Origin of the sequence: Streptomyces chiangmaiensis, from assembly GCF_036281785.1 — a bacterium.
GTDB lineage: Bacteria > Actinomycetota > Actinomycetes > Streptomycetales > Streptomycetaceae > Streptomyces > Streptomyces chiangmaiensis.
Genome location: NZ_JAYWVC010000124.1, coordinates 1 through 25,254, shown reverse-complemented (window position 1 = coordinate 25,254; position 25,254 = coordinate 1). Strand labels below are relative to the sequence as shown.

25 protein-coding genes and 1 pseudogene are annotated in these 25,254 nt (G+C 69.6%); 10 read left to right on the top strand and 16 right to left on the bottom strand.

Annotation, left to right across the window (positions count from 1 at the left end):
- Window positions 1-18: 18 nt before the first annotated feature.
- From VXC91_RS28540 to VXC91_RS28520, 5 genes are all read right to left on the bottom strand, one after another.
- Window positions 19-1,020 carry a TerC family protein gene (locus tag VXC91_RS28540; protein WP_329510226.1) on the bottom strand — a complete coding sequence of 334 codons (1,002 nt, stop codon included), beginning with the start codon at window positions 1,018-1,020 and terminating at the stop codon, window positions 19-21.
- 288 nt (window positions 1,021-1,308) lie between these two features.
- On the bottom strand, window positions 1,309-3,273 hold the full coding sequence (locus VXC91_RS28535) for a TerD family protein (RefSeq protein WP_329510225.1): 1,965 nt from the start codon (window positions 3,271-3,273) through the stop codon (window positions 1,309-1,311).
- Window positions 3,274-3,318: 45 nt separating this feature from the next.
- A complete protein-coding gene (locus VXC91_RS28530) occupies window positions 3,319-3,897 on the bottom strand; it encodes a TerD family protein (RefSeq protein WP_329510224.1) in 579 nt (192 codons plus the stop codon).
- Window positions 3,898-4,059: 162 nt separating this feature from the next.
- Entirely contained in the window at window positions 4,060-6,198 is a 2,139-nt protein-coding gene (uvrB, locus tag VXC91_RS28525) for an excinuclease ABC subunit UvrB (protein WP_329510223.1), read from the bottom strand.
- Window positions 6,199-6,238: 40 nt separating this feature from the next.
- A complete protein-coding gene (locus VXC91_RS28520; RefSeq protein WP_329510222.1) occupies window positions 6,239-7,105 on the bottom strand; it encodes an MHYT domain-containing protein in 867 nt (288 codons plus the stop codon).
- 281 nt (window positions 7,106-7,386) lie between these two features.
- On the opposite strand from VXC91_RS28520, the gene VXC91_RS28515 reads away from it, so the two are divergent.
- The 4 genes from VXC91_RS28515 (at window position 7,387) to VXC91_RS28500 (ending at window position 10,878) form a co-directional block, all read left to right on the top strand.
- A complete protein-coding gene (locus tag VXC91_RS28515; protein ID WP_329510221.1) occupies window positions 7,387-8,259 on the top strand; it encodes a glycerophosphodiester phosphodiesterase in 873 nt (290 codons plus the stop codon).
- Window positions 8,260-8,339: 80 nt separating this feature from the next.
- A complete protein-coding gene (locus VXC91_RS28510) occupies window positions 8,340-8,891 on the top strand; it encodes a methylated-DNA--[protein]-cysteine S-methyltransferase (protein ID WP_329510220.1) in 552 nt (183 codons plus the stop codon).
- A 179-nt stretch (window positions 8,892-9,070) separates the two neighbouring features.
- Window positions 9,071-9,976 carry a pseudouridine-5'-phosphate glycosidase gene (locus tag VXC91_RS28505; RefSeq protein ID WP_329510219.1) on the top strand — a complete coding sequence of 302 codons (906 nt, stop codon included), beginning with the start codon at window positions 9,071-9,073 and terminating at the stop codon, window positions 9,974-9,976.
- Window positions 9,973-10,878, top strand: a complete 906-nt coding sequence (locus tag VXC91_RS28500) for a carbohydrate kinase family protein (protein ID WP_329510218.1) — start codon at window positions 9,973-9,975, stop codon at window positions 10,876-10,878. Before VXC91_RS28505 ends, VXC91_RS28500 begins: the two co-directional genes overlap by 4 nt.
- 37 nt (window positions 10,879-10,915) lie before the next feature.
- Here the strand turns inward: VXC91_RS28500 and VXC91_RS28495 are convergent, their stop codons facing one another.
- The gene (locus tag VXC91_RS28495; protein ID WP_329510217.1) at window positions 10,916-11,713 is read right to left on the bottom strand and encodes a methyltransferase domain-containing protein; all 798 of its coding nucleotides are present in this window, start codon (window positions 11,711-11,713) and stop codon (window positions 10,916-10,918) included.
- Window positions 11,714-11,948: 235 nt separating this feature from the next.
- Here VXC91_RS28495 and VXC91_RS28490 point away from each other — a divergent pair, with 235 nt between their 5' ends.
- The gene (locus tag VXC91_RS28490; protein WP_329510216.1) at window positions 11,949-13,076 is read left to right on the top strand and encodes a magnesium and cobalt transport protein CorA; all 1,128 of its coding nucleotides are present in this window, start codon (window positions 11,949-11,951) and stop codon (window positions 13,074-13,076) included.
- A 9-nt stretch (window positions 13,077-13,085) separates the two neighbouring features.
- Here the strand turns inward: VXC91_RS28490 and VXC91_RS28485 are convergent, their stop codons facing one another.
- From VXC91_RS28485 to VXC91_RS28475, 3 genes are all read right to left on the bottom strand, one after another.
- Window positions 13,086-13,514: a CBS domain-containing protein gene (locus VXC91_RS28485; protein ID WP_329510215.1), complete on the bottom strand. Its 429-nt coding sequence runs from the start codon at window positions 13,512-13,514 to the stop codon at window positions 13,086-13,088.
- A 157-nt stretch (window positions 13,515-13,671) separates the two neighbouring features.
- Complete coding sequence (locus tag VXC91_RS28480) at window positions 13,672-13,803, bottom strand: hypothetical protein (protein ID WP_329510214.1); 132 nt, start codon at window positions 13,801-13,803, stop codon at window positions 13,672-13,674.
- Window positions 13,804-13,861: 58 nt separating this feature from the next.
- Window positions 13,862-14,494 carry a nucleoside/nucleotide kinase family protein gene (locus VXC91_RS28475; protein WP_329510213.1) on the bottom strand — a complete coding sequence of 211 codons (633 nt, stop codon included), beginning with the start codon at window positions 14,492-14,494 and terminating at the stop codon, window positions 13,862-13,864.
- Between the two features lie 236 nt (window positions 14,495-14,730).
- Between VXC91_RS28475 and VXC91_RS28470 the strand changes: the two genes are divergently transcribed.
- The 3 genes from VXC91_RS28470 to VXC91_RS28460 all read left to right on the top strand — a co-directional run bounded on the left by VXC91_RS28470 (window position 14,731) and on the right by VXC91_RS28460 (window position 17,732).
- The gene (locus VXC91_RS28470; RefSeq protein WP_329510212.1) at window positions 14,731-15,420 is read left to right on the top strand and encodes a DUF2293 domain-containing protein; all 690 of its coding nucleotides are present in this window, start codon (window positions 14,731-14,733) and stop codon (window positions 15,418-15,420) included.
- Between the two features lie 237 nt (window positions 15,421-15,657).
- Window positions 15,658-16,134 (top strand): anthrone oxygenase family protein, encoded by a 477-nt coding sequence (locus VXC91_RS28465; protein ID WP_329510211.1) that lies wholly within the window; start codon window positions 15,658-15,660, stop codon window positions 16,132-16,134.
- A 107-nt stretch (window positions 16,135-16,241) separates the two neighbouring features.
- Window positions 16,242-17,732: a glutamate synthase subunit beta gene (locus VXC91_RS28460; protein ID WP_329510210.1), complete on the top strand. Its 1,491-nt coding sequence runs from the start codon at window positions 16,242-16,244 to the stop codon at window positions 17,730-17,732.
- A 293-nt stretch (window positions 17,733-18,025) separates the two neighbouring features.
- Here VXC91_RS28460 and VXC91_RS28455 read toward each other — a convergent pair whose 3' ends face one another.
- The 3 genes from VXC91_RS28455 to VXC91_RS28445 form a co-directional block, all read right to left on the bottom strand.
- Window positions 18,026-18,841, bottom strand: a complete 816-nt coding sequence (locus VXC91_RS28455) for an SAM-dependent methyltransferase (protein WP_329510209.1) — start codon at window positions 18,839-18,841, stop codon at window positions 18,026-18,028.
- Between the two features lie 90 nt (window positions 18,842-18,931).
- A complete protein-coding gene (locus tag VXC91_RS28450) occupies window positions 18,932-19,186 on the bottom strand; it encodes a DUF397 domain-containing protein (protein WP_329510208.1) in 255 nt (84 codons plus the stop codon).
- Complete coding sequence (locus tag VXC91_RS28445) at window positions 19,186-20,046, bottom strand: helix-turn-helix domain-containing protein (protein WP_329510207.1); 861 nt, start codon at window positions 20,044-20,046, stop codon at window positions 19,186-19,188. The genes VXC91_RS28450 and VXC91_RS28445 overlap by 1 nt, the downstream gene beginning before the upstream one ends.
- A gap of 257 nt (window positions 20,047-20,303) precedes the next feature.
- Here VXC91_RS28445 and VXC91_RS28440 point away from each other — a divergent pair, with 257 nt between their 5' ends.
- Entirely contained in the window at window positions 20,304-21,029 is a 726-nt protein-coding gene (locus VXC91_RS28440) for an ATP-binding protein (RefSeq protein ID WP_329510206.1), read from the top strand.
- Entirely contained in the window at window positions 21,020-21,478 is a 459-nt protein-coding gene (locus VXC91_RS28435; protein ID WP_329510205.1) for a hypothetical protein, read from the top strand. Before VXC91_RS28440 ends, VXC91_RS28435 begins: the two co-directional genes overlap by 10 nt.
- Before the next feature lie 227 nt (window positions 21,479-21,705).
- On the opposite strand, the gene VXC91_RS28430 is transcribed toward VXC91_RS28435, so the two are convergent.
- The 4 genes and pseudogenes from VXC91_RS28430 to VXC91_RS28410 all read right to left on the bottom strand — a co-directional run.
- On the bottom strand, window positions 21,706-21,879 hold the full coding sequence (locus VXC91_RS28430) for a hypothetical protein (RefSeq protein WP_329510204.1): 174 nt from the start codon (window positions 21,877-21,879) through the stop codon (window positions 21,706-21,708).
- 882 nt (window positions 21,880-22,761) lie between these two features.
- Window positions 22,762-23,364 (bottom strand): annotated as a pseudogene (locus VXC91_RS28420) (DUF7873 family protein); the annotation flags it as partial.
- Window positions 23,365-23,632: 268 nt separating this feature from the next.
- Complete coding sequence (locus VXC91_RS28415; protein ID WP_329510203.1) at window positions 23,633-24,049, bottom strand: transposase; 417 nt, start codon at window positions 24,047-24,049, stop codon at window positions 23,633-23,635.
- Window positions 24,050-24,095: 46 nt separating this feature from the next.
- A partial coding sequence (locus VXC91_RS28410; protein WP_329510202.1) for an IMP dehydrogenase occupies window positions 24,096-25,254 on the bottom strand: 1,159 nt, incomplete at its 5' end.

Genomic DNA, 25,254 nt, shown 5'->3' with positions numbered 1-25,254 from the left:
TGGAACCCCGGATGTGGGTCAGGCCTCGATGCTGTGCTTCGAAGCGTTCTCGGCGTCCTTCTCCGCCGCCTCGACCGTTTCCTGCCTCCTGCTGGCCAGCAGGCTGGTGACCGTCGTGACGATCAGGACGGCGCAGATCACGATCAGCGAGACCGGGATGGAGATCTCGGGGACATGGACCCCGGACTCGTGGAGGGCGTGCAGCACCAGCTTGACGCCGATGAAGGCGAGGATGACCGACAGACCGTAGGAGAGGTGCACCAGCTTCTTGAGCAGGCCGCCGATGAGGAAGTACAGCTGTCTCAGACCCATCAGCGCGAACGCGTTGGCCGTGAAGACGATGTACGGGGCCTGCGTCAGACCGAAGATCGCGGGTATGGAGTCGAGGGCGAAGAGCACATCGGTGGTGCCGATCGCGAGCATCACGACGAGCATCGGCGTCATGGCCCGCTTGCCGTTCTGCCTGACCCACAGCTTGGTGCCGTGATAGCGGTCGGCGACACCGAAGCGGTGCTCGGCGGCCTTCAACAGCCTGTTCTCCTTGTACTCCTCGTCCTCTCCCCTGGCCCCGGCCTCCAGGATCAGCTTCCAGGCGGTCCAGATCAGGAACGCGCCGAACAGGAAGAAGACCCAGGAGAAGGACGCGAGGATCGCTGCGCCCGCGGCGATGAAGGCGGCTCGCAGCACCAGGGCTATGAGGACACCGACGAGGAGCACCCGCTGCTGGTACTGCGAGGGCACCGCGAACTTCGCCATGATCAGCACGAAGACAAAGAGGTTGTCGACGCTCAGCGACTTCTCGGTGATGAAGCCGGCGAAGAACTCTCCGGCCGGCTGGCCGCCGCCGAAGACGAGCAGCCCCAAGCCGAAGAGCCCGGCAAGGGTGATCCAGACGATCGTCCAGATACCGGCTTCCTTGATCGTTACGTCGTGCGGCTTGCGGCCGATGAAGAAGTCGACCGCGATCAGGGCGGCAAGGCCCACGATCGTCAGGACCCACAGGGTCAGGGAAACATCCACTGCGCCTCCGGCAGTACGTCACGGCATCTGTCAGCGTCGTCGCTGCCGGAGGTCTCTTCCACCCGCGGGGCCGCCGGGCGCTGGGACGCGCCCGATGCCTGCGGGCCGACGCCCCGGGATCTGGCCGATCCGGACTGACGGGTACGCCGCAGCAGGTAGGGAGTACTCCCCTCCGTGCGAATGAGAGTACCGGAATCACCAAGGAAGGGTAAAGCCGTTGGTAAAAGAACTGCCAAATTGCCAGCTCAGAGTCACTTTGCTTGGTCTTGAAGAGGGGGCTGGCCCGGATCAGCGGTTCCAGGAGCGGCGCGCCTCGGCGACCCGGGTGAGCACCCGGTCGAGCACCTGACTGTCCCGCGGGACACGTGGCGGCTCGTACGTCCAGGCGTGGCCGACCCAGGGGTCCGCCAGGTGGTCGTCGGGCACCGCGGTCAGCCGCAGCAGCGAACGCCACAGCGGGTCGAGCAGCGGCCCGTAGGCGGCTGCGTCCTCACGGTCGGCGACCATCATGAGGTGGACCCCGACGGACGGGCCCTCGTCCGCGAGGTAGCGCAGCCGGGTCACGGCGCGGTCGTCGAAACCATGCGGGAAGTCATTGACGATCAGCAGTTGTTCGGCCGTGTCCAGGCCGGGCGGCAACGCGTCCGAAGCGCCGCCGCGCACGGCCATCTGCACCAGGTCGACACGCTCCGTGAGCCTGGTCAGCACGTCGGCCACGCCCGCGGCACCGAGGGCCGGCGGGGCGGGGAGCACACCTGACCGCACGAGGGGGGTGAGTGACGGGGCGGCCGAACCCGCGGGGTCGATGACGTGCACCACGAACTCGCCGGCCGGGTAGACCGCGAGCAGTCGTGCCGCGTGCGCCACCGCCACGTCCATGGCCAGGCGGCGCAGTTCGTCCGGGTCCGCGAGTTCGTCGTGATGTACCGAGCGGCCGCTGTCGATCCACAGCCCGCGCTCCAGCGGCAGCCTCATCAGCATGGGGATGCGCAGGCCCTCGCTCTCCGGCAGGTGGAGATCGCCGAGGCGCAGGGCCATGGGGATCTCCATCGGCACCCGGTACCCCTGCCAGATCGGGTTGTCCCAGCGCGCGAGCGCCGTGGGCAGGGCCGGCTCGACCACATCAGATTCGGCGACGAGCTGCGTCAGGTCACGGTCGAGCGCGGCCCTGGCCTGACTGACGAGCTCGGTGTGCCTCGCCTGGGCGGCTTCGCGCGCGATGCCGGCCTGCCCGCCGATACGGCTGCGCGGATCGGACAGGACCTTGTCCAGTTCCTGCTCCATGCGCGAGTCGGCGAAGTCGACGGCGCTGCGGTAGGCGGCCACTGTGCGCGCCAGGTCCTCGAACATGCCCCAGACCTGGTTGTACAGCCGCTCCTCCATGGACCAGCCGGTCGCGTCGCCCGCGAGGGGCTGTGCGGGTTGTCCGGGCTCGGCAGTCGGTGCGGTGGGCGGAGGCGGGGGCGGCGCCCCTGCCGCCCGGCCGGGGTGGGTGTAGTTGATCGGCGCACCCTGGGCGGCTGGCGCAACGGGGCTCGCCGCGCCGGTGACGTCGTACGGGGATCCATGGGGCGGCCCGCCGGGCGCACCCTGCTGCGGCGGTACGGTGCCGCCGGCGCCCTGGGATCCCGCGGCAGCCGGCGTCTGCCGCGCGCGATCGCCCTCCGGCAGGCGGGGCGGGGGAGGTGCCACCGAGCGGGCCAGTCCCTGGACCACCGCGTCGTTGATGGTGGTCGCAAGCTGCCCGGCCTCGGCCAGGCCCTGGTCCGCGAGCAGCGCGGCGAGCCCGCCCGCGTACCCCTGGCCGACCGCGCGCACCTTCCAGGTGCCCTCCCTGCGGTAGAGCTCCAGCGCGATGACGGCCGACTCGGAGTCCAGCCCGGTGATCGTGTAGCTGGCGACCTCGGAACCGTCGAGCCCGGTGACCGCGACGAAGGGGGCAGCAACGGCGCCGAACCCTGCCGGACCGCCGATCCCGGTCGGCAGGGCGAGCAGCACATCCACCCGGTGCACGCTCTCCGGGAGGGCGTCCAGGTCGAACGCGAGGCGGTGATCGGCCGCCGCCTGTTTGGAGACCTCCAGGCCGGGCAGCGTGGGCGCGCCCGGATGGGCCACCCACTCGGTGCCGCGCACCTTGCCTTGCGCGTCACTGAGCGTGGCCCCCGCCACGATCGGCTTGCCGGCCGACACCCGGACCTCGAGTCGGGCCTGGGGAAGTGGGTGGTTCTGTCCCCGGACGAGCTCGGCCGTCATCGCCTTGTCCCCCTACGTCGCTTCGTGTCCCGGGCGCCCGGCTGACTACAGGTGAGGCACGATCGACGGCATCAGGTCCTGGAAGGTGCGGCCGTTGGCGGGGGTGCCGAGGGCCGTCATCGTCCAGCCCGTGCCCGTGCGGTGCACCTTCGCCATGATCTGCGCCGTGTACGCGCCGCCGCCCGCGAGGGTGTAACGGGCCAGCTCCTGACCGCCGGCCTCGTCGACCAGGCGGCAGAAGGCGTTCTGCACCTCCTGGAAGGTCTGGCCCGTGAACGAGTTCACGGTGAAGACGATCTGGTCGATGTGCACCGGGACGCGCTGCAGATCGACGAGGATCGCCTCGTCGTCGCCGCCCTGGCCCACACCGCCGACGAGGTTGTCACCCGTGTGCCGCACGGAACCGTCGTCGCTCACGAGGTGCTGGAAGAAGACCACGTCCACGGGCTGCTTGTCCGCGAACAGCACGGCCGACGCGTCGAGGTCGATCTCCCGGGTGCGCGAACCGAACAGCCCGCGCCGGGGGGCCGCCTGCCAGCCGAGCCCCATGCGCACCGCGGTCAGCAGGCCTCCGTCGTTCTTCTGCAGACTGATGGCCTGACCCTTGGTCAAGTTGACGGTCACGCGCTGTTCCCCTCTCGAGCAGTCCCCTGTTGGTCGCGGATTCCGCGGATGACAGAAACCCTACGCAGCGGCACCGACAGTGCCGAACCCCCGACCGCGCTTTGTGTCGGTGTTGCAACAGAACTGCGCGGGTTCGAGGGTCCGGCACGGGCGGCGGGAACGTCAGGCGAGGCCCGCCTCCTTCATCTGACGCAGTTCCTTCTTCATCTCGGAGACCTCGTCGCGCAGCCGGGCCGCGATCTCGAACTGCAGGTCCGCGGCGGCGGCCCGCATACGGTCCGTCAACTCCTCGATCTGCGCGGAGAGTGCGGCTGCCGGACGGTCGGTCGGGACCGTCTCCCTGGCCTTGCCCTTGGCGGCCTTCGTGCCCTTCGCCGCCTGGGTGCCGAGCGAGGGGACGGGGCTCTTGACGCCCTTGCCGTCCTTCGCCTTGCGGTAGCCGGTGCCGAGCAGCTGCTCCGTGTCGACGCCCTCGCGGGCGATCTGCGCCACGATGTCGTTGATCTTCTTGCGCAGCGGCTGGGGGTCGATGCCGTTCGCCGTGTTGTACGCGATCTGCTTCTCCCGGCGGCGGTTGGTCTCCTCGATGGCCTTCTCCATCGCCGGGGTGATCTTGTCGGCGTACATATGGACCTGTCCGGAGACGTTGCGCGCGGCGCGGCCGATGGTCTGGATGAGCGAGGTGCCCGAGCGCAGGAAGCCCTCCTTGTCGGCGTCGAGGATCGCCACCAGGGAGACCTCGGGCAGGTCGAGGCCCTCCCGGAGGAGGTTGATGCCGACCAGGACGTCGAACTCACCGGACCTGAGCTCGCGCAGCAGCTCGACGCGGCGCAGCGTGTCCACGTCGCTGTGCAGATAGCGCACCTGGATGCCCATTTCCAGGAAGTAGTCGGTGAGGTCCTCGGCCATCTTCTTGGTGAGCGTGGTCACCAGGACGCGCTCGTCCTTCTCGGTGCGCTTGCGGATCTCGTGGACGAGGTCGTCGATCTGGCCCTCGGTGGGCTTGACCACGACCTCAGGGTCGACGAGGCCGGTGGGGCGGATGATCTGCTCGACCTGGCCGTCCGAGCGCGAGAGCTCGTACTGCCCGGGGGTCGCCGACAGGTACACCGTCTGGCCGATGCGCTCCTGGAACTCCTCCCACTTCAGTGGGCGGTTGTCCAGAGCCGAAGGCAGCCGGAAGCCGTGCTCGACGAGTGTGCGCTTGCGGGAGGCGTCACCCTCGTACATCGCGCCGATCTGGGGCACGGTGACGTGCGACTCGTCGATGACGAGCAGGAAGTCTTCCGGGAAGTAGTCCAGCAGTGTGTTGGGCGGGGTGCCGGGCGAGCGGTCGTCGAAGTGCATCGAGTAGTTCTCCACACCGGAGCAGGTCCCGATCTGGCGGAGCATCTCGATGTCGTACGTCGTCCGCATGCGCAGCCGCTGGGCCTCCAGCAGCTTGCCCTGCTTCTCCAGCTCCGCCAGGCGCTCCTCCAGCTCCTTCTCGATGCCGTTGATCGCCCGCTCCATGCGCTCGGGGCCGGCGATGTAGTGGGAGGCGGGGAAGACGTACAGCTGCTGCTCGTCGCTGATGATCTCGCCGGTGAGCGGGTGGAGGGTGGAGAGGGCCTCGATCTCGTCGCCGAACATCTCGATCCGGACGGCCAGCTCCTCGTACACCGGGAAGATCTCGATGGTGTCGCCGCGCACCCGGAAGGTGCCGCGGCTGAACGCCATGTCGTTGCGTGTGTACTGGATGTCGACGAAACGGCGCAGCAGCTGGTCGCGGTCGATCTCGTCGCCGACCCTGAGGCTGACCATACGGTCCACGTACTCCTGGGGAGTACCGAGGCCGTAGATGCAGGAGACCGACGCGACCACGACCACGTCTCGGCGGGTGAGCAGCGAGTTGGTCGCGGAGTGCCGCAGGCGCTCCACCTCCTCGTTGATCGAGGAGTCCTTCTCGATGTACGTGTCCGACTGCGGGACGTACGCCTCGGGCTGGTAGTAGTCGTAGTACGAGACGAAGTATTCGACCGCGTTGTTCGGCAGGAGCTCGCGGAACTCGTTGGCCAGCTGGGCGGCCAGCGTCTTGTTCGGCGCCATCACCAGGGTGGGGCGCTGAAGCTTCTCGACCATCCACGCTGTGGTGGCGGACTTGCCGGTGCCGGTCGCGCCCAGCAGGACGACATCCTTCTCACCTGCCTGGATGCGCTTTTCCAGCTCGGCGATGGCCGTAGGTTGGTCACCGCTCGGCCGGTAGGGGCTGACGACCTCGAAGGGCGTCAGCGTGCGTTCGATCTGTGAAACGGGCCGCATGCCATCCACCGTACGACCCGCCACTGACAACGGGGTCGGATCAGCGCCTTTGCGGGGTGCGGGGGCCCCGGTACCCGGCGCGCTCGGGGGTGCGCAGCAGCGGACGCCGCCCCGTGTCGTCGACCTCAGGATGGGCCGGAACCCCGGGCTTGCGCTCGGCCGGAGTCCAGACCGGCTTGCCCATGACGATCAGGGGGTCGAACATGACGACGACGCCGGCCAGGCACAGGAAGACGAGCGGGCCGATCATCAGCGGAGCGAGCAGCGTGGCGGGCGATTCACCGGCCGGGGCACCGGGCGAGCTGTGCACGTGGACGCGGAGGGCGGCCATCCCGGTGTAGTGCATGCCGGTGACCGCGAGCCCCATGACGAGGCTCGCTCCGATGCTCCAGAGAAATCCGCGGCCCTGGCCGGCCGCCCAGAGGGCGGCGGTCGCCGCGACGACCGCTATGACGACCGAGACGGCGACGGTGAAGGTGTTGTACCCGAGCACGCCGTTGAGGCGCATCCCGGCCATGCCCAGGTAGTGCATGGAGGCGACGCCCAGACCGGTGATGGTGCCGCCGGTGAACAGCGCCACCCCGGTGGCCCCTCGGTATCCGACGATGAAGACCCCGACGCCGACCATGACGATGGCGACGGCCAGGCTCGCGAACGTGATCCCCCGGTCGTAGTGGATCGGGGTCTCCCTGACGCTGAAACCCATCATCGCGATGAAGTGCATGGTCCATATGCCGGAGCCGATGGCGGCGGCCCCCAGGGCGAGCCAGCCGACCCGCCAGGACTGGGCGACCAGCACCGATCTGGCGGTGCAGCGCAGACCGAGCGCGCCGCCGAGGCAGGCCATGAGGTACGCCACCACAGGTGTGACGAGTCCGTAGCTGAAGCCGTCGACGGTGCCCTGCATGCGCGACTGCCCCTCCCACCCTGATGCGTCCTTGATTCCGGAAATGCCCCCATCCCCAGGACCGCGACGAACGGTCAGGGCTGCTGAGGCAGAGCGTATGACCCCCACCGGAACGGTCGAACGATTTTCCGGCAAAGAATCACGGTGCTGCCGCACTTGTGCGGCCCTTGTGCGCACCTTTAGGTAACTCCATTCAATCTGTGACCATCCTGCACCCATACTTCTTGACGCTCTGCTGCCACTCTGGTGCTGTCTGTGATCGGACGACACGAGGAGCACGCATGCACGCGCGCGTTGCCGCCGCTACGACCACCGCGTTCTTCGGACTCGGCGTCGCCATACTGCCGACTCCGCACACGGATCCGACCGGCGGTGACGGCCCGGTCGTCGTCGCACATCGTGGTGCCTCCGCCTATGCGCCCGAGAACACCCTGGCGGCCGTCGACAGGGCGGCCGCCATGGGCATCGACTGGGTCGAGAACGACGTCCAGCGCACCAAGGACGGCCGGCTCGTCGTCATCCACGACGCGACGCTGGACCGCACGACCGACGTCAAGAAGCTGTACCCGCGCCGGTCCCCCTGGAGGGTGAAGGACTTCACCGCCGCGGAAATCGCACGCCTGGACGCGGGCAGCTGGTTCGGCCCCCCATACGCGGGCGCGCGCGTTCCGACGCTGCGGCAGTACATGGCACGCGTGTCACGCAACCACCAAAAGCTCGTCCTGGAGATCAAGAACCCGCAGTTGTACCCGGGGATCGAGCGCCAGACCCTCGAGCTGCTGAGCAACGAGGGCTGGCTCGACCCCGACCACCTCAGACACCGGCTCGTCATCCAGAGTTTCAGCGCGGACAGTGTGCGGAGGGTCCATGAACTGCGGCCAGGTATCAGGACGGCGTACCTGGGCACCCCCCGGACGACGGAGCTGCCGGCGTACGCGCGGTTCACCGACCAGATCAACTCGGAGTACACCAGGCTGTCCCCCCGCTACGTCTCCACGGTCCACGCGCTGAAGGGCCCCCACGACATGCCGGTGAAGGTCTTCGCCTGGATCGTCGACAGCGGCTTCGAGGCCGGGCGGCTGACCGGCTTCGGTGTGGACGGCCTGATCACGAACGTGCCCGACGTGGTGCGCAGAGCGGTCACCGCCTCCTGAGCCGTCCGCACCCCCGAGTGCGGACGGGCGGCCTCGTCCGCAGCCGGGGCGTTGTCAGTGCTGCGCCGTACGGTGGACGCATGGAAAGCCACGGGCAGTACGAGCAGCTGGTGTGGACCGTCGTCGCCACCGACATCGGTCCGCTGTTGCTGGCCGCCACGCGCGACGGCCTGGTGAACGTGGTGTTCCACGCGAACGACGCGGTGCGCGACAGGGCACTGGAGCGGCTCGCGTCCCGGCTGGGCACGGAGCCGGTCGAAGACCCCGTTTCACCGTTCCTGGCCGAGGCGATACGCCAGGTGACGGCCTACTTCAATGGTGAGCGGCGCGACTTCGAGCTGCCGTTGGACTGGTCGCTGATCACCGGGTTCAACCGCCAGGTACTGCGCGAGCTGGCTTCCGGCGTGCCGTACGGCACGGTGGTGGGGTACGGCGATCTGGCCCGCCGCGTCGGACAGCCGGGCGCGGCCCAGGCCGTGGGGGTGGCGATGGGCTCGAATCCCCTTCCCGTGGTGGTGCCGTGCCATCGCGTGGTCGAGAGCGACGGCGGCATCGGTGGGTTCGGGGGCGGTCTGGAGACCAAACGGCAGCTTCTGGCGATCGAAGGGGTGCTTCCGGAGCCGCTGTTCTGAGCGGCGTGCCCGCACGGGCATGGGAGCACGGGTTCGCTGGGTGTAATGCCGTGCCTCGAAGGCATTGCCGTCCGCATCACGGAAGGAGAAGCCGCGCCGCGGGCGCCGTGGGAGTCGGGTTTGACCACGGGTGCCGCCTGCCAGAAATGAGGCAGGACCGGAAGACAGGAGGCAGGCGCGTGCTGATGGTGTCCGAAGAGGTACGGGAGGCGCTCGCCGCGCGCCGGCCCGTGGTGGCTCTGGAGTCGACGATCATCGCGCACGGGCTGCCACGCCCCCGCAATCTCCAGGTCGCCCTGGAGCTGGAGGACGCCGTCCGGGAGGAAGGCGCCGTACCGGCCACGATCGCCGTCCTGGACGGCCGCGCCCACGTCGGTCTCGGCAAGGAGCAGGTGGAGCGGGTCGCGAAGGAGGACGGGATCCGCAAACTCGGGCATCGCGATCTGGCGCTCGCGGCTGCGACGGGAGCAAGCGGGGCGACGACCGTGTCCGCGACGGCGTCTCTGGCCTCGCTCGCCGGGGTGCGGGTGTTGGCGACAGGTGGGCTCGGCGGGGTCCACCGCGAGTGGACGGTGACCCAGGACGAGTCCGCCGACCTGGGGCTGCTGGCACGGACCAGGATCACCGTGGTCTGTGCGGGCGTGAAGTCGATCCTGGATGTGCCGGCGACGCTGCAGCGACTGGAGACACTGGGTGTGGCGGTGGCCGGCTACCGCACCGATCGCTTCCCGGGCTTCTATCTGTCGGACTCGGGACAGCCGGTCGATTGGACCCTGGAATCGCCGGCCCAGGTGGCGGAGGTCATGCGTGCGCAGGACGCGCTCCGCGGTCCGCAGTCGGCGCTCATCGTCGCCAATCCGGTTCCACAGGAGGAGCAGCTCGATCCCGGTATCCATGCGCGTGTGCTCGCCGACGCGCTGCGCGCGTGCGAGGAGGAGGGCGTCACCGGTCAGGCGGTCACGCCGTTCCTGCTCGACCATCTGGTACGGCACACCGACGGGGCCTCGCTGAGCGCCAACCTGGCGGCGGTGCGGGGGAACGTACGGCTCGCCGCGCGGATCGCGGCGGCCTGGGCGGAGGCGTGAGCGGGGCACTTCTCGTCATCGGGGACGTCGTCACGGACGTCGTCGCCCGGCACCGCGGTCCGCTCGCATCGAGCACGGACACGGCCGCCGTCATCCGGACGCTGCCCGGTGGCGCAGGCGCGAACGTGGCGTGCTGGGCAGCCCGTTGGGGCCGTCCCGATGTGCGGCTGCTCGGATGCGTCGGGGCCGAGGCGGCCGCCTGGCACGAACGGGAGCTGAGTGCGTCGGGTGTACGGCCCCACCTCGTCGTCGACCCCGAGACCCCCACGGGGACGGTGATCTGTCTGGTGGACACGGGCGCTTCGGCGGAGCGCACGTTCCTCACGGACAGCGGGGCGTCGCTGCGGCTGGCCCCCGCTGACTGGTCGGACGCGTTGCTCGACGGCGTCGCACGACTGCACCTGTCAGGATATCTGTTCTTCTCCGAGCCGAGCAGGGCGCTGGCGGCGGTGGCCCTCGAGGCCGCACGGGCACGGGGCGTGCCGGTGAGCCTGGATCCGGCGTCGGCGGGTTTTCTCACCGAGTCGGGCGTGGACACCTTCCTGGCGTTCGCCGAGGGGGTCGACGTGCTGCTGCCGAGTCGGGACGAGGCGTGTCTGCTGACCGGGCTGCCCGACCCGGCGGACGCGGCGGCCAAGTTGAGCCGTCACGTCCCTCTGGTGGTCGCCAAGCAGGGTGCACAGGGTGCGCTGGTGGCCGCGTCGGGAGCAGTGCGGGCCCGGATCCCGGCGGTTCCCGTCACCCCCCGGGACACAACCGGGGCGGGCGACGCCTTCGCCGGGGCCTTCCTGGCGGCGCTGCTCGCGGGGGCGGAGCCGGAGGAGGCGGCCCAGCAGGGGTGCAGGGCCGGAGCCATGGCAGTGACGACGGTGGGAGGGCGGCCGACGGGACGTACCCGGTAGCCGCCACCGCACCAGCGGGCCGGGAACGCACCCTTCCCTAAGCCTCCTTGCGCCCCCAGGCCGAGATCATCGGGGCCGTTGCCAGATCCATCGTGCCCGTGGCGACATGGGACAGATGGCGGTCGATCTCCTCGTCCGTGGCCAGACCGGCGGCGACGAGCCGTTCACGGATCTGACGGACGGTCGCGGCTTCGAGAGCCGAGCAGGCGGGGGAGGCGACGGGGAAGTACGCGTCGGCCTCCACCCGCCGCAGCCCCGCCTCACGAAGCAGACGCGGGAGTCTGCGGCCGTACGACAGGTCGGCGCCACGTTCGGCGAGGAGTGTGCGGAAGCCTCTGCGCAGGCGGTTGGCGAGCTCCTGTTCCGGACCGTACTCATCCGGGCAGAGAAGGGGCTGGAGCGCCGGGTCGGCGTCCTCGATCAGGAGCCGTCCGCCGGGGCGCAGCGCGTTTACCATCGATCGCAACGCGCGTTCCCGGTCCGGGACATGCACGAGGACGAGCCGGGCGTGCACGAGATCGAAGCCCTCCCCCGGCGGTTCCTCCGCACCCACGTCATGAGTGCGGACCTCGATCGGGGGGCGTGCGGCCGACGCCGCCCACGAGGTGTCGATGTCGGTGGCGACGACCTTTCCGGTGGGGCCGACCTTCTTGGCGAGCCAGGAGATCACGGAGGTGCCGCCGGCGCCCACCTCCCAACAGCGCCAGCCAAGTCCGATACCGAGATCCTCGATGTGACGGAACGTCGTGGGGTCGAACAGGGCGGAGAGCGCGTCGAAGCGCGTGCCCGCCTCGGACTGCTGGTTGTCGAGGAGGTACCCGTCGGATGGCGTCATGGTGACATCGTCCCAGGCGACCTGCGGGTTCGTGCCGGGGGACGCTCCGCGCGGCCCGCACACGGACCTCGTACGGCCGCCGCATCGCCCTCCGGTCCCGACCACGTTCCGACAACCGCCCAACGAAACGGAAGGTTCCATTCCCACAGGCTTTTCCGCGGCCCCAGGCAGACTGGCAGACTGGCTCGCGAAAGACGCAGAGCGCGACGCGAGGAGATCCACGCAAGGAGATCCAATGTCCACGGCAGGGAATCTGCGGAAGGTCACAGGCCTCGACAGGGTCGGCCGCCTCCGCAAGGTGGCGCGGTTGGCGCGGCGTCACGAGCGCGTCGATCTGAGCCATCCCGCCCGGTCACCGCTGGGCTCCGCGGTGGTCAAGTGCGTGACGTACCAGGACGGCGTGCGCGTTCCCGATGGTGGTGATCTGGTCGAGGACGTGGAGCGGCTCCGCAAGAGCGACGACGGGTTCGTCTGGCTCGGGCTGCACGAGCCGACGGACGACGAGTTCGCGGGCATCGCCGAACTCTTCGACCTGCACCCGCTGGCGGTCGAGGACGCGGTGGAGGCGCATCAGCGGCCGAAGCTGGAGCGTTACGGGGACACGCTGTTCGCGGTCTTCAAGACGGTCTGCTACGTGGAGCACAAGGAGTTGACCGCGACCAGCGAGATCGTCAACACCGGCGAGATCATGGTGTTCATCGGTCCCGCGTTCGTCATCACCGTGCGGCACGGCCGGCACGGTTCGCTCGGCCCCCTGCGCGAGGAGCTGGAGGCGAGCCCCCGGCAGCTCGCCAAGGGAGCCGCCGCGGTGCTGCACGCGATCGCCGACCATGTGGTGGACGACTATCTGAGCGTCACGGACGCGGTGCAGGAGGACATCGACCAGGTCGAGATGGACGTCTTCGCCGAGAGCGGCGTGCGGCTGGATCCGGGACGCATCTACCAGCTCAAGCGCGAACTCCTCGAGCTGAGGCGGGCGGTGGCGCCGTTGGGCCGCCCGCTCCAGGAGCTGGCCACCCGCCCGATCCGGGTGATCGACCCGGAGATACAGGCGTACTTCAGGGACGTCTCCGATCACCAGTTGCGCGCCACCGAGCAGCTGGCCGCCTTCGACGAACTGCTCAACTCGATCCTCCAGGCGCATCTCGCGCAGGTGAGCGTCGCCCAGAACGCGGACATGCGCAGGATCACCGCCTGGGCCGCTCTCATCGCCGTGCCCACCATGGTCACCGGCGTGTACGGCATGAACTTCAGGTACATGCCCGAACTGCACTGGAGAATCGGCTATCCGCTGGTGATCGCCGTCATAGCCGTCGGCTGCCTCGTCCTGTACCGCGGGTTCAAGCGCAATGACTGGTTGTGAGGGGCCGGATCAGCGCGTCGTGGTCCTCGAGTAGACGCTCTCGACCCAGGTGGCGAGCTGATCATCGGTCAGATGCTGGGCCAGGTCGGACTCGCTGATCATGCCGACGAGACGCTTGTTCTCGATCACGGGAAGCCGCCGGATCTGGTGCTCCTCCATCGTGGTGAGCACATCGCCGACATCGGCGCTCGCGTCGATCCAGCGCGGCGTGCCCTTCGCCATGTCGGCGGCGGTCACGCGTGAGGGGTCGCGGCCCATGGCCACGCAGCCGACGACGATGTCGCGGTCGGTGAGGATGCCGCAGAGCCGCTCGTTCTCGTCACTGATGGGCAATGCACCGACGTTGAGTTCGCGCATCAACTGAGCGGCTCGGTCCAGGGTCTCGTGTGCGGGGATCCACTGGGCACCACGGTGCATGATGTCTCCGGCGGTGGTCATGGGGCACCTCCGATGCCGGACGGCCGGCGCGGCACGGGACGCACCGCATGTCCCGGCGCCTTCATTCTCGCCGTCTTCCCGAGCCGACGCACCCGGAGCATCCGGGCGGCAGGACACCTCCGCCGTCGGGTGCGGGAACACGCCGACAGCCGGGTGCTCAGGCCGTGAAGCGCACGATCTTCCGCGGGACGATGCGGATGATCACTCGGACCTCGTCGTCCTTCTTCGCGTCGAGCAGGGCGCGGACGGGGGCTTCGAAGGTGACCGGGAAGCCGGAGAGGGGCGTCATGGAACCAGCGCAATTACATGCACGGGCGTGTAAATCGGATTGCCGGACCGGGCGCGAATCAACCGCTCCACGCAGGGTGTCGCGGGTCGTCGGCGCGGATCAGTACGTCGGCGGCGGCGCCCGGGCCGGTCTCCGCCTCGTAGCGCTCGAAGGCGGGGAGCGTCCACTGCTCCGGCTCCGGGGTCCGCCGCCGTAGCGCGCCGGGCGAGAGGAGGACGTGAACGGTCAGGTCGAAGGGGAACCAGTGGCGCAGGAGGAACGAGCCGTGCAGCAACAGCAGCCCGCCGGGTGGGAGCGGGACATAGGGACTGCGGGTGGCGCGGTCGGTGGCCGGATCCCACAGGTCGGGCAGAACGCGGCCGTCGCCGTCCGGTTCGAGGGGGCCGAAGACCTCACGCCACAGGGCGCCGGTGTCGAGCCAGCCGTCGTAATAGGAGTCCGGGTCCCGATGGCCGTGCTCGAGGCGGACGGACGCGGGGCGCAGGAAGCCCTCCGTGCCGACGACGAGCGAGGGCCGGCCTCGTATGCCCAGCGCGTCGGAGACCCGTCGGGCGAGGTCGCCGGGGTGTGCCACCGGGGCGCCGTCGAACGCGATGCGCGGCCAGGGGCTGCCGTCGGCGGACTTCAGGTCGAGCAGCCGGTCGGCGAGGAGGGCGCCGAGCCGTTCCCAGGTGATCGCTTCGAGTCGCACAGGGCCATGATGCCGCGTCGCGACCCCGAACCGACGGCTCGCCCGGAGGGGGTGTGCGACCCCGCGATCGCACTGGCTGCAGGCGCGGCCCGCGCACCGGGCCCACCCGGATCACCCGTCGCGCCCCCTCGGCGACGCCACCGGAACGACCGGGTCCGGAGCCACCTGGTCAAGCTGGTCGGGAGCGCCCCGGTCCGGTGCGGTCGTAGCCCGGACGGGCGGGGAATGAAGCGGTCATGAGACCGACCCCAACTCCTCCGCCATGGACAGGACTTCTTGTGATCCAGCCGCTCAGGCGACGGCACTGTGCCAGGTGCCGGAGAGGGCCGTTGCCGCTGCTGGTGCTGGAGGAGGGGGCGCCGCGCTGCCTGGACTGCGCGGATCTCGGGCATCTGGTGTTCCTGCCGCGGGGCGATACGGCGCTGACGCGGAGGTCGCGGGAGGCGAGCGCGCTGTCGGCGGTGGTGGTGCGGTTCGACCGGCGTCACGGGCGGTACGAGCGGCAGGGAGTGCTCGTCGAAGAGGAGGCACTCGCACGGGCCGAGGAGCGGTGCCTGGCGGACGCGGAGGCTCGGCACAGACGCCGGGTGCGGGACGCTCGGCGGCGAGCGGCGCAGGACGTACGGTTCGCGGAAGCGTTCGCCCTGGAGATCCGGCGGCTGTTTCCCGGGTGCCCGGCCGACCGGGCACAGGTGATCGCGGCTCATGCGTCGGTGCGCGGAAGCGGACGGGTCGGGCGCAGCACCGCAGGCCGGGCGCTGTCTCCGGAGGCGGTGACGGCCGCGGTGCGGGCGTCCGTGCGGCATACCGAGACGCCGTACGACAAGCTGCTGATGGACGGGGTGCCGCGGGCCGAGGCACGGCGGCGCATCGCAAACGGTGTGGAGGCGGTGCTGCGGGAGTGGCAACTCCGAAAGGCGGCGTGATGCGCGGCCCGGGAGCGGGACAACGGGACCACGCCCGGCAGGCCGATCCGATGGGGCATGCGGCGCGTCGGGGCGGGGCGCCCGCCGCCGCATGGTTCCGGACGAAGGGTCCGTGGGCGGCGACGCGAGCATGCGTGCGCACGTGCATGGTCACCGATCTCGTGCGCGGTTTCACTGCTGGTGACGGGGTACGTGGGGAAGGATCTCAGCGTCCGGGGGACCGATGGGGGGGTTGACATGATCGATGGGCCGTATTTCGTGCTGACCGTGCTCGGGGTGCTGGGGACCGGCCTGGTGGCGGGGGTGTGCTTCGCATTCTCGGCGTTCGTGATGCGAGGGCTCGGCTCGCTGCCCCCGGCGAGGGGGGCCGCCGCCATGAACGCGATCAACAGGGCCGCGACGACACCGGCGTTCATGATCCTGTTCGTGGGATCGACGGTGCTGTGCGCCGTGCTCGCCGTGGTGACGTTCGTGCTGTGGCCCGACGGCACGGTGGAACTGCTGGTGGGCAGCGCCCTGTATCTGATCGGTGTGTTCGCGGTGACCGCCGCGGCGAACGTCCCCCGCAACGGTGCGCTGCTGCGGATGGACCCGGACGCTCCGGAAACGGCCGTGTACTGGCGTAGCTACGTGAGCGAGTGGACCAGGTGGAACCACGTCCGCACCGTCGCGTCGGCCGGCGCCGCGGTCTCCTATTTCCTCGCCCTCACCTGAGCCCGAGCACCGGCCCTGCCCGCTCCCCGCCCCCGGGGGGCAGGTGGGGCAGTGGCGTCGTATCGTGGCACGAAACCACCCCGTACGCGTGTGCAAGGGAGACGGCCATGGCCGATCCCAAGGGTTTTCTGACCACACCCCGCGAGGAATGGCCCCGCAGGCCCATCGAGGAGCGCGTGCGGGACTGGAACGAGGTGTACGTCCCGGGTGCACTGCTGCCGATCATCAGCCGGCAGGCGAACAGGTGCATGGACTGCGGGATCCCGTTCTGCCACGAGGCGTGCCCGCTCGGGAATCTGATCCCCGAGTGGAACGATCTCGTCTCGCGGGCGGACTGGCGGGCGGCGAGCGACCGACTGCACGCCACGAACAACTTCCCCGAGTTCACGGGGCGGTTGTGTCCGGCCCCCTGCGAGGCGGGGTGCGTGCTCGCCATCAACCAGCCCGCGGTCACCATCAAGAACGTGGAGGTGGCCATCGCGGACCGGGCCTGGGAGGAGGGCTTCACTCCGCCGCGTCCGCCGGACCGGCTGACGGGACGCACGGTCGCCGTCGTCGGATCGGGGCCCGCAGGGCTCGCGGCGGCCCAGCAGCTCACGCGGGCCGGACACACCGTGGCGGTGTACGAGCGTGCCGACCGGATCGGGGGGCTGCTGCGGTACGGGATACCTGCGTTCAAGATGGAGAAGCGGCACCTGAACCGTCGTCTGGGACAGATGTGTGCCGAGGGGACGAAGTTCCGCACGTCGACGGCCATAGGAAAGGACATCGGGGCCGCCGAGCTTCGGGCACGCTACGACGCCGTGGTGATCGCGACGGGCGCCACGGCCTGGCGTGAACTCGACGTGCCCGGACGGGAGTTGGTCGGCATACATCAGGCGATGGAGTATCTGCCGTTGGCCGACCGCGTGTGTGAGGGAGATCTGGAGGTCTCGCCGCTGTCGGCGGCGGGGAAGCATGTCGTGATCGTGGGCGGCGGTGACACGGGGGCGGACTGCCTCGGAACCGCGGTACGCGAAGCGGCCGTCTCGGTCACCCAGCTGGACATCTACCCGCTGCCGGAGGAGGAACGGGACGAGGACACCGAGCCGTGGCCGACGTATCCGAAGGTCTACCGGCTGTCCGCCGCCCACGAAGAGGCACGGGAACTGCGCACAGCGCCCGCGGCGGACGCGGACGCACGGCTCTTCGCGGCATCGACGCTGCGCTTCACGGGAGACGCGGACGGCCATGTGCGGGCGCTGCACCTGGTCGAGGTGGACGAGCGCCGCCGCCCGCTGCCGGGCACCGGGCGGACGCTCCCCGCCGACCTCGTGCTGCTCGCGCTGGGGTTCTCGGGACCCGACCGGGAGGACGGGCTGATCGACCAGCTCGGGATCGCGCTCAACGAACGCGGCACGATCACACGGGACGAGGACTTCGCGACGAATGTGCCCGGGGTGTACGCCGCCGGGGACGCCGCACGTGGACAATCGCTGATCGTGTGGGCGATCGCGGAGGGCCGGGCGGTCGCGGCGGCGGTGGACCGCCGGCTGAGCGAGGGCGCGTCGCGCCTGCCGGCACCGATCGGACCGTACGACAGGCCGATGAGGGCATGAGCGCGGTGTACGGACGCATGCCCACCTGCGGTCGTGGGCCGGTCGGCCGCGCAACCGCGCCGAGGTGCCGGTTCACCGTTGCGGCACACCATGACGTCGTGTGATGCACCGGGGCGGCGAACCACGCCGTCGCAGTGATCCACCGGGGCGGCGAACCACGCCGTCGCGGAGATCCACCGTCGTAGCGGACCCGCGCGACGTCCCGCCGATCGGGAGAAGCCGGCCGATGGTGGCTGTGAGACGCCCGGTGGACGCCTCACAACCGCGTGCGGTCTCTGCCGTGCCCTCGCCGGCTACGGCTTGCGGCCCACCGCTCCGTAACCGGGAATGACCCCGTCGTCCTGTCCGGGCACCGGCTCGCCCAGTTCCGGGTGCCACTTGTGGACCACGTCGACGCCGGGTTCGACGAGGTCGAGTCCGTCGAAGAAGCGGGCGAACTCGTCCCGGGAGCGCAGCGCCAGTGTGACCCCGGCCGCCTTGAGCTTCGCCACCGCCGCCGCCGACTCCTCCGGAGTGAAGTCGGCGGTGGCATGGGTCATCATCAGGAAGCTGCCGGAGGGCAGTTCGGACAGGAGTCGGTCGACCAGGTCGTGCGCCCCGTCCTCGTCGGAGATGAAGTGCAGCAGCGCGACGAGGGAGAGTGCCACCGGCTGTTGGAAGTCCAGCACCTTCCTGGCCCCCTCGATGATGGTGGCCGGCTCGCGCACGTCGGCCTGCAGGTACTCGGTCACCCCCGCGGGCGTGCTGCGCAGCAGGGCCGCCGCGTGAGCAAGCACGATCGGGTCGTTGTCGCAGTAGACGACGCGCGCGTCCGGAGCGACCTGCTGGGCGATCTGATGGAGGTTCGGCTCGGTCGGGATGCCCGTGCCGATGTCCAGGAACTGCCGTACGCCGCTCTGGGTCAGCCAGCGTGTGGCGCGGTGCATGAACGCGCGGTTGACCCGTGCCATCACCGGCACACGCGGGTCCAGGGCGAGCATCTGCCGGCCCATCTCCTCGTCGACGGGGTAGTTGTCCTTCCCGCCGAGGTACCAGTCGTACATGCGCGCGGGATGCGGCCTGCTCGTGTCGATGACGACGGCGTCCTGGGCGGGGTCCTGCCCGGTCATGAGGAACTCCGTAAGTCCGTAGGGAAGTCAGTGATCAATTGAATGCCAAGTCAGTGGTGCGGTCAGCAACTTGCGCAGATCAAAAATGAGTCATGAGAGCAGGAAGTCGGCCTCCCCCGCCTTGGCCCCCTCGATGAAGGCGGTCATCTCGTCGGATGTGTAGATCAGTGCGGGCCCGTCCGGGTCGGTCGACTGGCGGACGGCGATCCGGCCGTCGGCGAGTTTCATCGCCTCCAGGCAGTTGCCGCCGTTGCCTCCGCTCCACGGCTTGTGCCAGCCCTCACTGCCCAGTTCGCGGGCGGGCATGCCGTTGTAGACGCGTTTGCGCGGCGTGTTGCGATCCATTACAGCTCCTTGCGGAGATCCTCGAGGATCTCCTTCGTGCGTTGCGCCGTAGCGGCCTGGGCCGCCATGCGGTCCATGACCTCGAGGTGGGTCGCCACCTCGGTGCGCGCGTCCAGGTAGACGGCGCCGGTCAGGTACTCGCTGTAGACCATGTCCGGCAGTTCTGACATGGCAAATCGGAACAGGACAAAAGGCCCGTACGTGCCCGGATGCGGACCCGAGGCGAACTCGAGCACCTGCAGGGTCACATGGGGCAGTGCCATGACCTCCAGCAGCCTCTCGACCTGGGCACGCATCACCGCGGTGCCGGCGACCGGGCGGCGCAGCGCGGTCTCGTCCATCACGACCCAGACACGGGGCGCGTTCTCACGTGTCAGCAGCTCCTGCCGCTGCATGCGCAGCGCCACATGGCCTTCGATGTCCTCGGGACTGGTCTGCCCGATGGCGCCCGACTTCAGGACTCCCCGGGCGTAGTCCTCGGTCTGCAAGATGCCGGGCACGAAGTGCGGTTCGTACTGGCGGATGAGCGCGGCCGCGCCCTCCAGGCTGACGTACATCGAGAACCAGCCCGGCAGGATGTCGTGGAACCGCTGCCACCAGCCCGGTTTGTTGGCGTCCTCCGCCAGTTGGACGAAGGCCTCGGCCTCCTCGACGCTCACCCCGTACGACTTCAGCAGCAGCTGCAGGTACGGGATCTTCAGGGCGACCTCGGCCGTCTCCATGCGGCGGACGGTGGCGGGCGCGACGCGCAGGATACGCGCGGCTTCCTCCCGTCTGAGGCCCGCCCGTTCCCGCAGGTCCAGCAGACGTCGGCCAAGCACGACCTGACCGACCGTCGGCGCCGACCGCGGTTCACTCACCCCGCACCTCTTCCCGTCCTCCTGTGTTCTGACAGCCCCGACAGTGCTGCTCGAAACCTTTCGGCACCGTTCCGCACCCGCATCCACACCGATGCGCGACTCACGACGCGGCCACCGGACCCGCAGGTCCGTGTGCGATCTCAACAGGCGCCGTCCGATGCGCTGTTGTGAGCAGTGTGCCATGCAGCTTCTCGAAGTCACACTGCACTCTGCAATTTTCAGAGTGACTCTTGCCAAGTGTTCACGGCGGGGCGATAGTGGCAGGCGTGATTCCGTCCGCGCCGTTAGGAACAGACGCCGCCAACCGGTTCGGGCCGGTCGGCGCCACGGTGGTGCGCCCCGGCGCGGCAGCCGAGCGCCGGTTCCGCTTCGAACTGGCCGCCCACCCGGGCTCCGTCGCACGGGCCCGGCGGCTGACGCGTGCCCGTCTGGCCGGCTGGGCGGTGTGCGAGGACACGTGCGACACGGCCGCGCTGGTGGTCTCGGAACTGGTGACCAACGCAATCGTGCACACCGCGGCAGAGCACGTCGTCTGCGAACTGCGCGACGAGGACGACGTGGTGCGGATAGCCGTACAGGACGAGGGATGCGCTCCGGGCGAGCCGCACCCCTCTCCGGAGCGCCCCGAGGAGGAGCACGGGAGGGGACTGCTTCTCGTCGCGGCCCTGTGCCGGGCCTGGGGAGCCCAGAAGGCGGGGCCCGGACTCCTGGTCTGGGCCGAGCTCGCGCGGGAGGCCGATCAACCGGTGTCCGGCGAGCGTTCCCACCCGGCGCAGCCGGCCCGGGACCTGTCGTGTTCCGGCGGCAGGTCCCGGGCGACCGAGGACCCGGCGGTGCGCTACGACCTGGGCTGGAGCCCCAGGAAGCCGCCCGTGGGCGGAGAACCGCGATCCGACCTCGGCTGGAGCGCGAAGCGGCCCCCCGCCGACCGCCAAGATTCCGGTGCCGACGCGACCTGGGGAGCGGGGACCGAATGGGTGTGAGGGGTGCACGGGCCGCAAGGCCCCTGACCGGGCGCATCCTGACCCTGGATTCGCTGGTCCGCCTCCAGCGCGCGCAGCGGATCCCCGAAGCGGTGTCCGGGCGGATTCCCCTCCCCGACGGCATGACGGTTCCGCTCGGCTGCGACGCGGTGGCCGCGCCCTCCCGGTACGGGCCTCTGCTGCTCCCCCGGCTGCCCCGGGTGGGCTGTGTGTACGCCGACCGGGCCGACTGGTGGTGGATCGTGCCCTGCGACTCCGATGTCGCACTGCAGTGGCCCGCACCCGCACGCTATGTACCGGGCGCGCTCGTTCCGGACACGCCGGACACCCCCGGGCTCATCCACCGCCCGAACGACAATGTGCCGTACACCCCGCCGATCCCGCTCTACCTGGCACTGTGCCGGGTCATGGGCGCCACCCCGGCGTGGTCACGTCCGCTCAGCGCCTGACCGTACGGCCACTTCCCCTGTACCGAAGCGCCCTTCACGCCGGAACTCTCCTGCCGTGGCGGACGGAGAGTGGTCGTTCCCCGGAGCCCCCGATCGCCCTTGCCCCGGGGAGAGGTGACGCAAGGCGGGGAAGCCCCGGTCGGTGGACCAGCAGGCGGCCGTGCCAGGCGCCCCGGCCGTGCGGGAGAGGATTCGCGCGCCGGATGACTCCGGACCGGGCCGGCCGGCTACTCGACGGTCTCGGTCCCGGGCACGATCACCAGGAACGCGTCCGTCGCGAGGTCCATGACGACCTCCGCGGGCTGGCCCTCCAGGCGGCGCGCCTGCGCGAACTCCTCCGCGGGCCACGATCCACGCGGCCCGCCGGCGGGAAACCGCTCCAGCACCGTTCGCCCGTTCACCCTGCACCTCCTTGCAACGCCGTCCCTCGACGAGCCGATCACGATCGGCTTATGGAGTTAAACGCCTACGCTCGCATGAACGGCTCGTGAAGTGACGGTACTGAGACACATTCGACACTCGCCCACCACGAAGTCGCGCCGCATCCAATGAAATGCCCCCCTTGTCGCACGGTGTCGCAGCCCAACTGCTGTTCCTCAGCCCCTGCGTGGTCGCCCGGCGCAAACGGGACGCCGGCCCGGCCGGAGGCCGTCAGGTGTCGTACTCCTGGATCCGGCCGCCATGACCGCGGTCGACGAGCGCGGGCAGCCGCTCCGCCAACTCGCGCACGGTCGAGGACACATCGATGGTCAGCAGCTCTCGGTCGCGCATCAGGACACGCCCGTCGACGATCGTGGCGTCCTCCGCGAAGCCGAGGCGGGAAGTCCGGCAGCGAGACCGATCACGGCGCGGGCCGGGGGGTGCGGTCCGGCGTCCCGGAAAAGGAGCGGGCCCGAGGGCGTAGCCGGCCCCCGGGCCCCGGAATGCCGCCCATATGGGCACGCCGGCACGCTTGAGGACCCAGGTCAGTCGTCATGTCGCCGCGTCCTGCCTTTGGACCATCGCGCATCGAGCTGCGCGAGCTGGACTTGAACCAGCACTTCGACGTCCCGGGGCCTGGGCCCGGTCGATCCGGCGATCGGCGGCGAATGCTGAGTCTGGAGCAATAGTCTGAGATTGATCGCGGTCTGCCTCTGCCGAATTGGGCTACCGCGGCATGGAGTTGTGCCGCGGGGAGGACTCGAACCTCCACTGGGACCGCGCCGTCACGACAAGCTTCAGCTTCAGCTTGCGCTCCTCGCGCACCCCGGCCGTCGTTCATGGTGGCCGGGGAGTTCTCGAGGCTACCCGAACAGGTAGCCGAACACGGCGTCCCCGACCCGCTGGTCGACGACGTCCACACTGTTCGCCTCCTCCCGGGCGAACTTGACGGCCTGCTGCAGCTTCTCGACCCGGTCGAGCAGCTCGTTCACACGGCGAGCCGGCAGGGCGCCGGAGAACTTCACCGTCGTCCAGCTCCCGACGGGCACGTCCTCGTAGTACACCTCGACCTGCGCCGGGTGCTTGTCGGTGGCCTCCGCCTTCACATGGTTGCGGGGCACCTTCTTCGTGCGCAGCGTCCGCACCGGCTCGGTCTTCCACGCGTCGGTCGACGGGTCCTGCGCCCAGGACTCGGAGGCGTCGAGGACGGGCAGCTTGCGGACGAAGGTGTTGAGATCGACGAGCTGCTTCTCCAGGAAGAGCAGATAGGCCACGGGGACGTCCGCCACGAGTACCCGCCCGTCCACCTTCACATCCGCCTTGGCGGTGCAGTTGGCCCAGTCCTTCGTGGCGGTGACGTCGAACAGTCGCGTGAGCGTCTCCGCAGTCCGCCGCAGCACGTCCTCCGCCTGCACCTGGACCCGCGTCGACTCGGGCGGCAGCTGCTCGCCCTCTTCGTCCTTGGGGGTGTTCTACGCATCGAGAGCGGCCATCGTCACAGGTCACGGTGCTCGGAACCTATGGGGCTAACCGGTGACTGACAGGAGTGTGAGCCGCCAGGGCCACCGTTACCTCGCCTCTCAGTGCCTCCTGCCAAGATGTGCGGACGACCGCAACGGACGACCTCATCAGCGCTTCTGACGATCAGGCGGGTCCGCACTTCCCCGGCACTGATCGGCGCCATCGAACCGTGGGACGACCTGGAGCGCTGCCACCTAAACGCTCGTAACACGATCACGAGTTGTGCTTATTGAGACGTCTCCAGCAGATGAGGCTGCAGGCGAGGGAGACGAAGGTGTCGTGGAGTTCGGTACGGCGTTCCCAGCGGACGGCGAGTCGTTTGAACCTATGGAGGAGGGCGAAGGTCTCCTCGACGACGTAGCGGAGCTTGCCCAGGCCCTGGATGTTCGGGGCACCTCTGCGGGAGATCACTGGCAGGACCCGGTGCTTGCGGAGTTCACCGCGGATGGGGCAGGAGTCGTATCCCTTGTCGCCGAGTAGGGCCTGGGGGCGGCGGGGCCGGCCCGGGCGCCCGGCGACGGGCGCGATGTCATTGACCAGGGCGAGGGTCTGGGTGACGTCGTTGACGTTGGCTGCGGTGGTGTGCAGGTCGAGAATTACTGGAGGGAGGGGGCTATTCGGACCGTGCACTATTCCCCTCCGACCAGTAGTCCACTCGTCGGAACCCGGCAGCTTGTCAGGAGACGGTCGCCGGCGTGTCCCGCAGGGTGACATTGGCGTGGCTCTCTTGGAAGCTCTGGTCTGAAACGAGGGTCAGCCGGGCCGTGGACTGGAACTCCGGCAGGGTAGTGGAGCCGCAGGAGACCATCGTGGTCTTGAGCTTGGCGATCGTCAGGGCGAGCCCTTCGTTCAGGTCGCCTGCGTAGGGGACGTAGCCGTCCACGCCTTCCTCGAAGACCAGCCCCTGGCCTCCCTGGCCGTAGCGCTGCCAGTTGCGGGCCCGGTTCGAGCCCTCACCCCAGTACTCCTTCACGAAACCATCACGGGTGGGCAGCTTCGCGCCGGCCGCCTGGTCGAAGCGCGCGAAGTAACGCCCCATCATGACGAAGTCGGCTCCCATCGCCAGCGCCAGGGCCACGTGGTAGTCGTGCACCAGCCCGCCATCGGAGCAGATCGGCACGTACTCGCCGGTGCGTTCGCGGAAGGCGTCCCGGGCTGCCGCGACGTCCAGCACAGCGCTGGCCTGGCCGCGGCCGATGCCTTTCTGGTCCCGAGTGATGCAGATGGAGCCGCCGCCGACCCCGACCTTGACGAAGTCCGCCCCCGCTTCGGCGAGGAAGGTGAACGCTTCGCCGTCGACCACGTTGCCGCCGCCGACCGGGATCTCCGGATAGTGCTTCTTCACCCAGGTCAGGGCCTGCGCCTGCCAGTCGCTGTAGCCGTCGGACGAATCAAAGCACAGCGCGTCCACGCCCGCCTCCAGCAGGGCCGGGACGCGCTCCTGATAGTCGTGGGTGTTGATGCCCGCGCCCACGCGCAGACGCTTGGCAGCGTCAACGAGCTGGTTCGGGAAGCGCTTGTTGTCCGTGTAGTCGGAACGGAACACCAGATGCTGCAGGTGACCCTCGGTATCCAGTACCGGGAGGCAGTCCAGCCGTTCGTCCCACAGCCGCGCGTTGGCCTCGGAAAGCGTGACATCCGGCCCTGCATGGGTCAGGTCGGTGATAGCGGTCATCCGCCCGCTGACCGGTCCGTCCAGGTCATGGCGCTGAGGGTGGAAGTCCCGGGAGGTGACCAGGCCGAGCAGGCGGCCGTTGGCGGTCCCGTCGTGGGTGACCGCGGCGGTGCTGTGACCGGTGCGGCGCATGACGTCGACCAGGAGGCTCAGGCTGTGA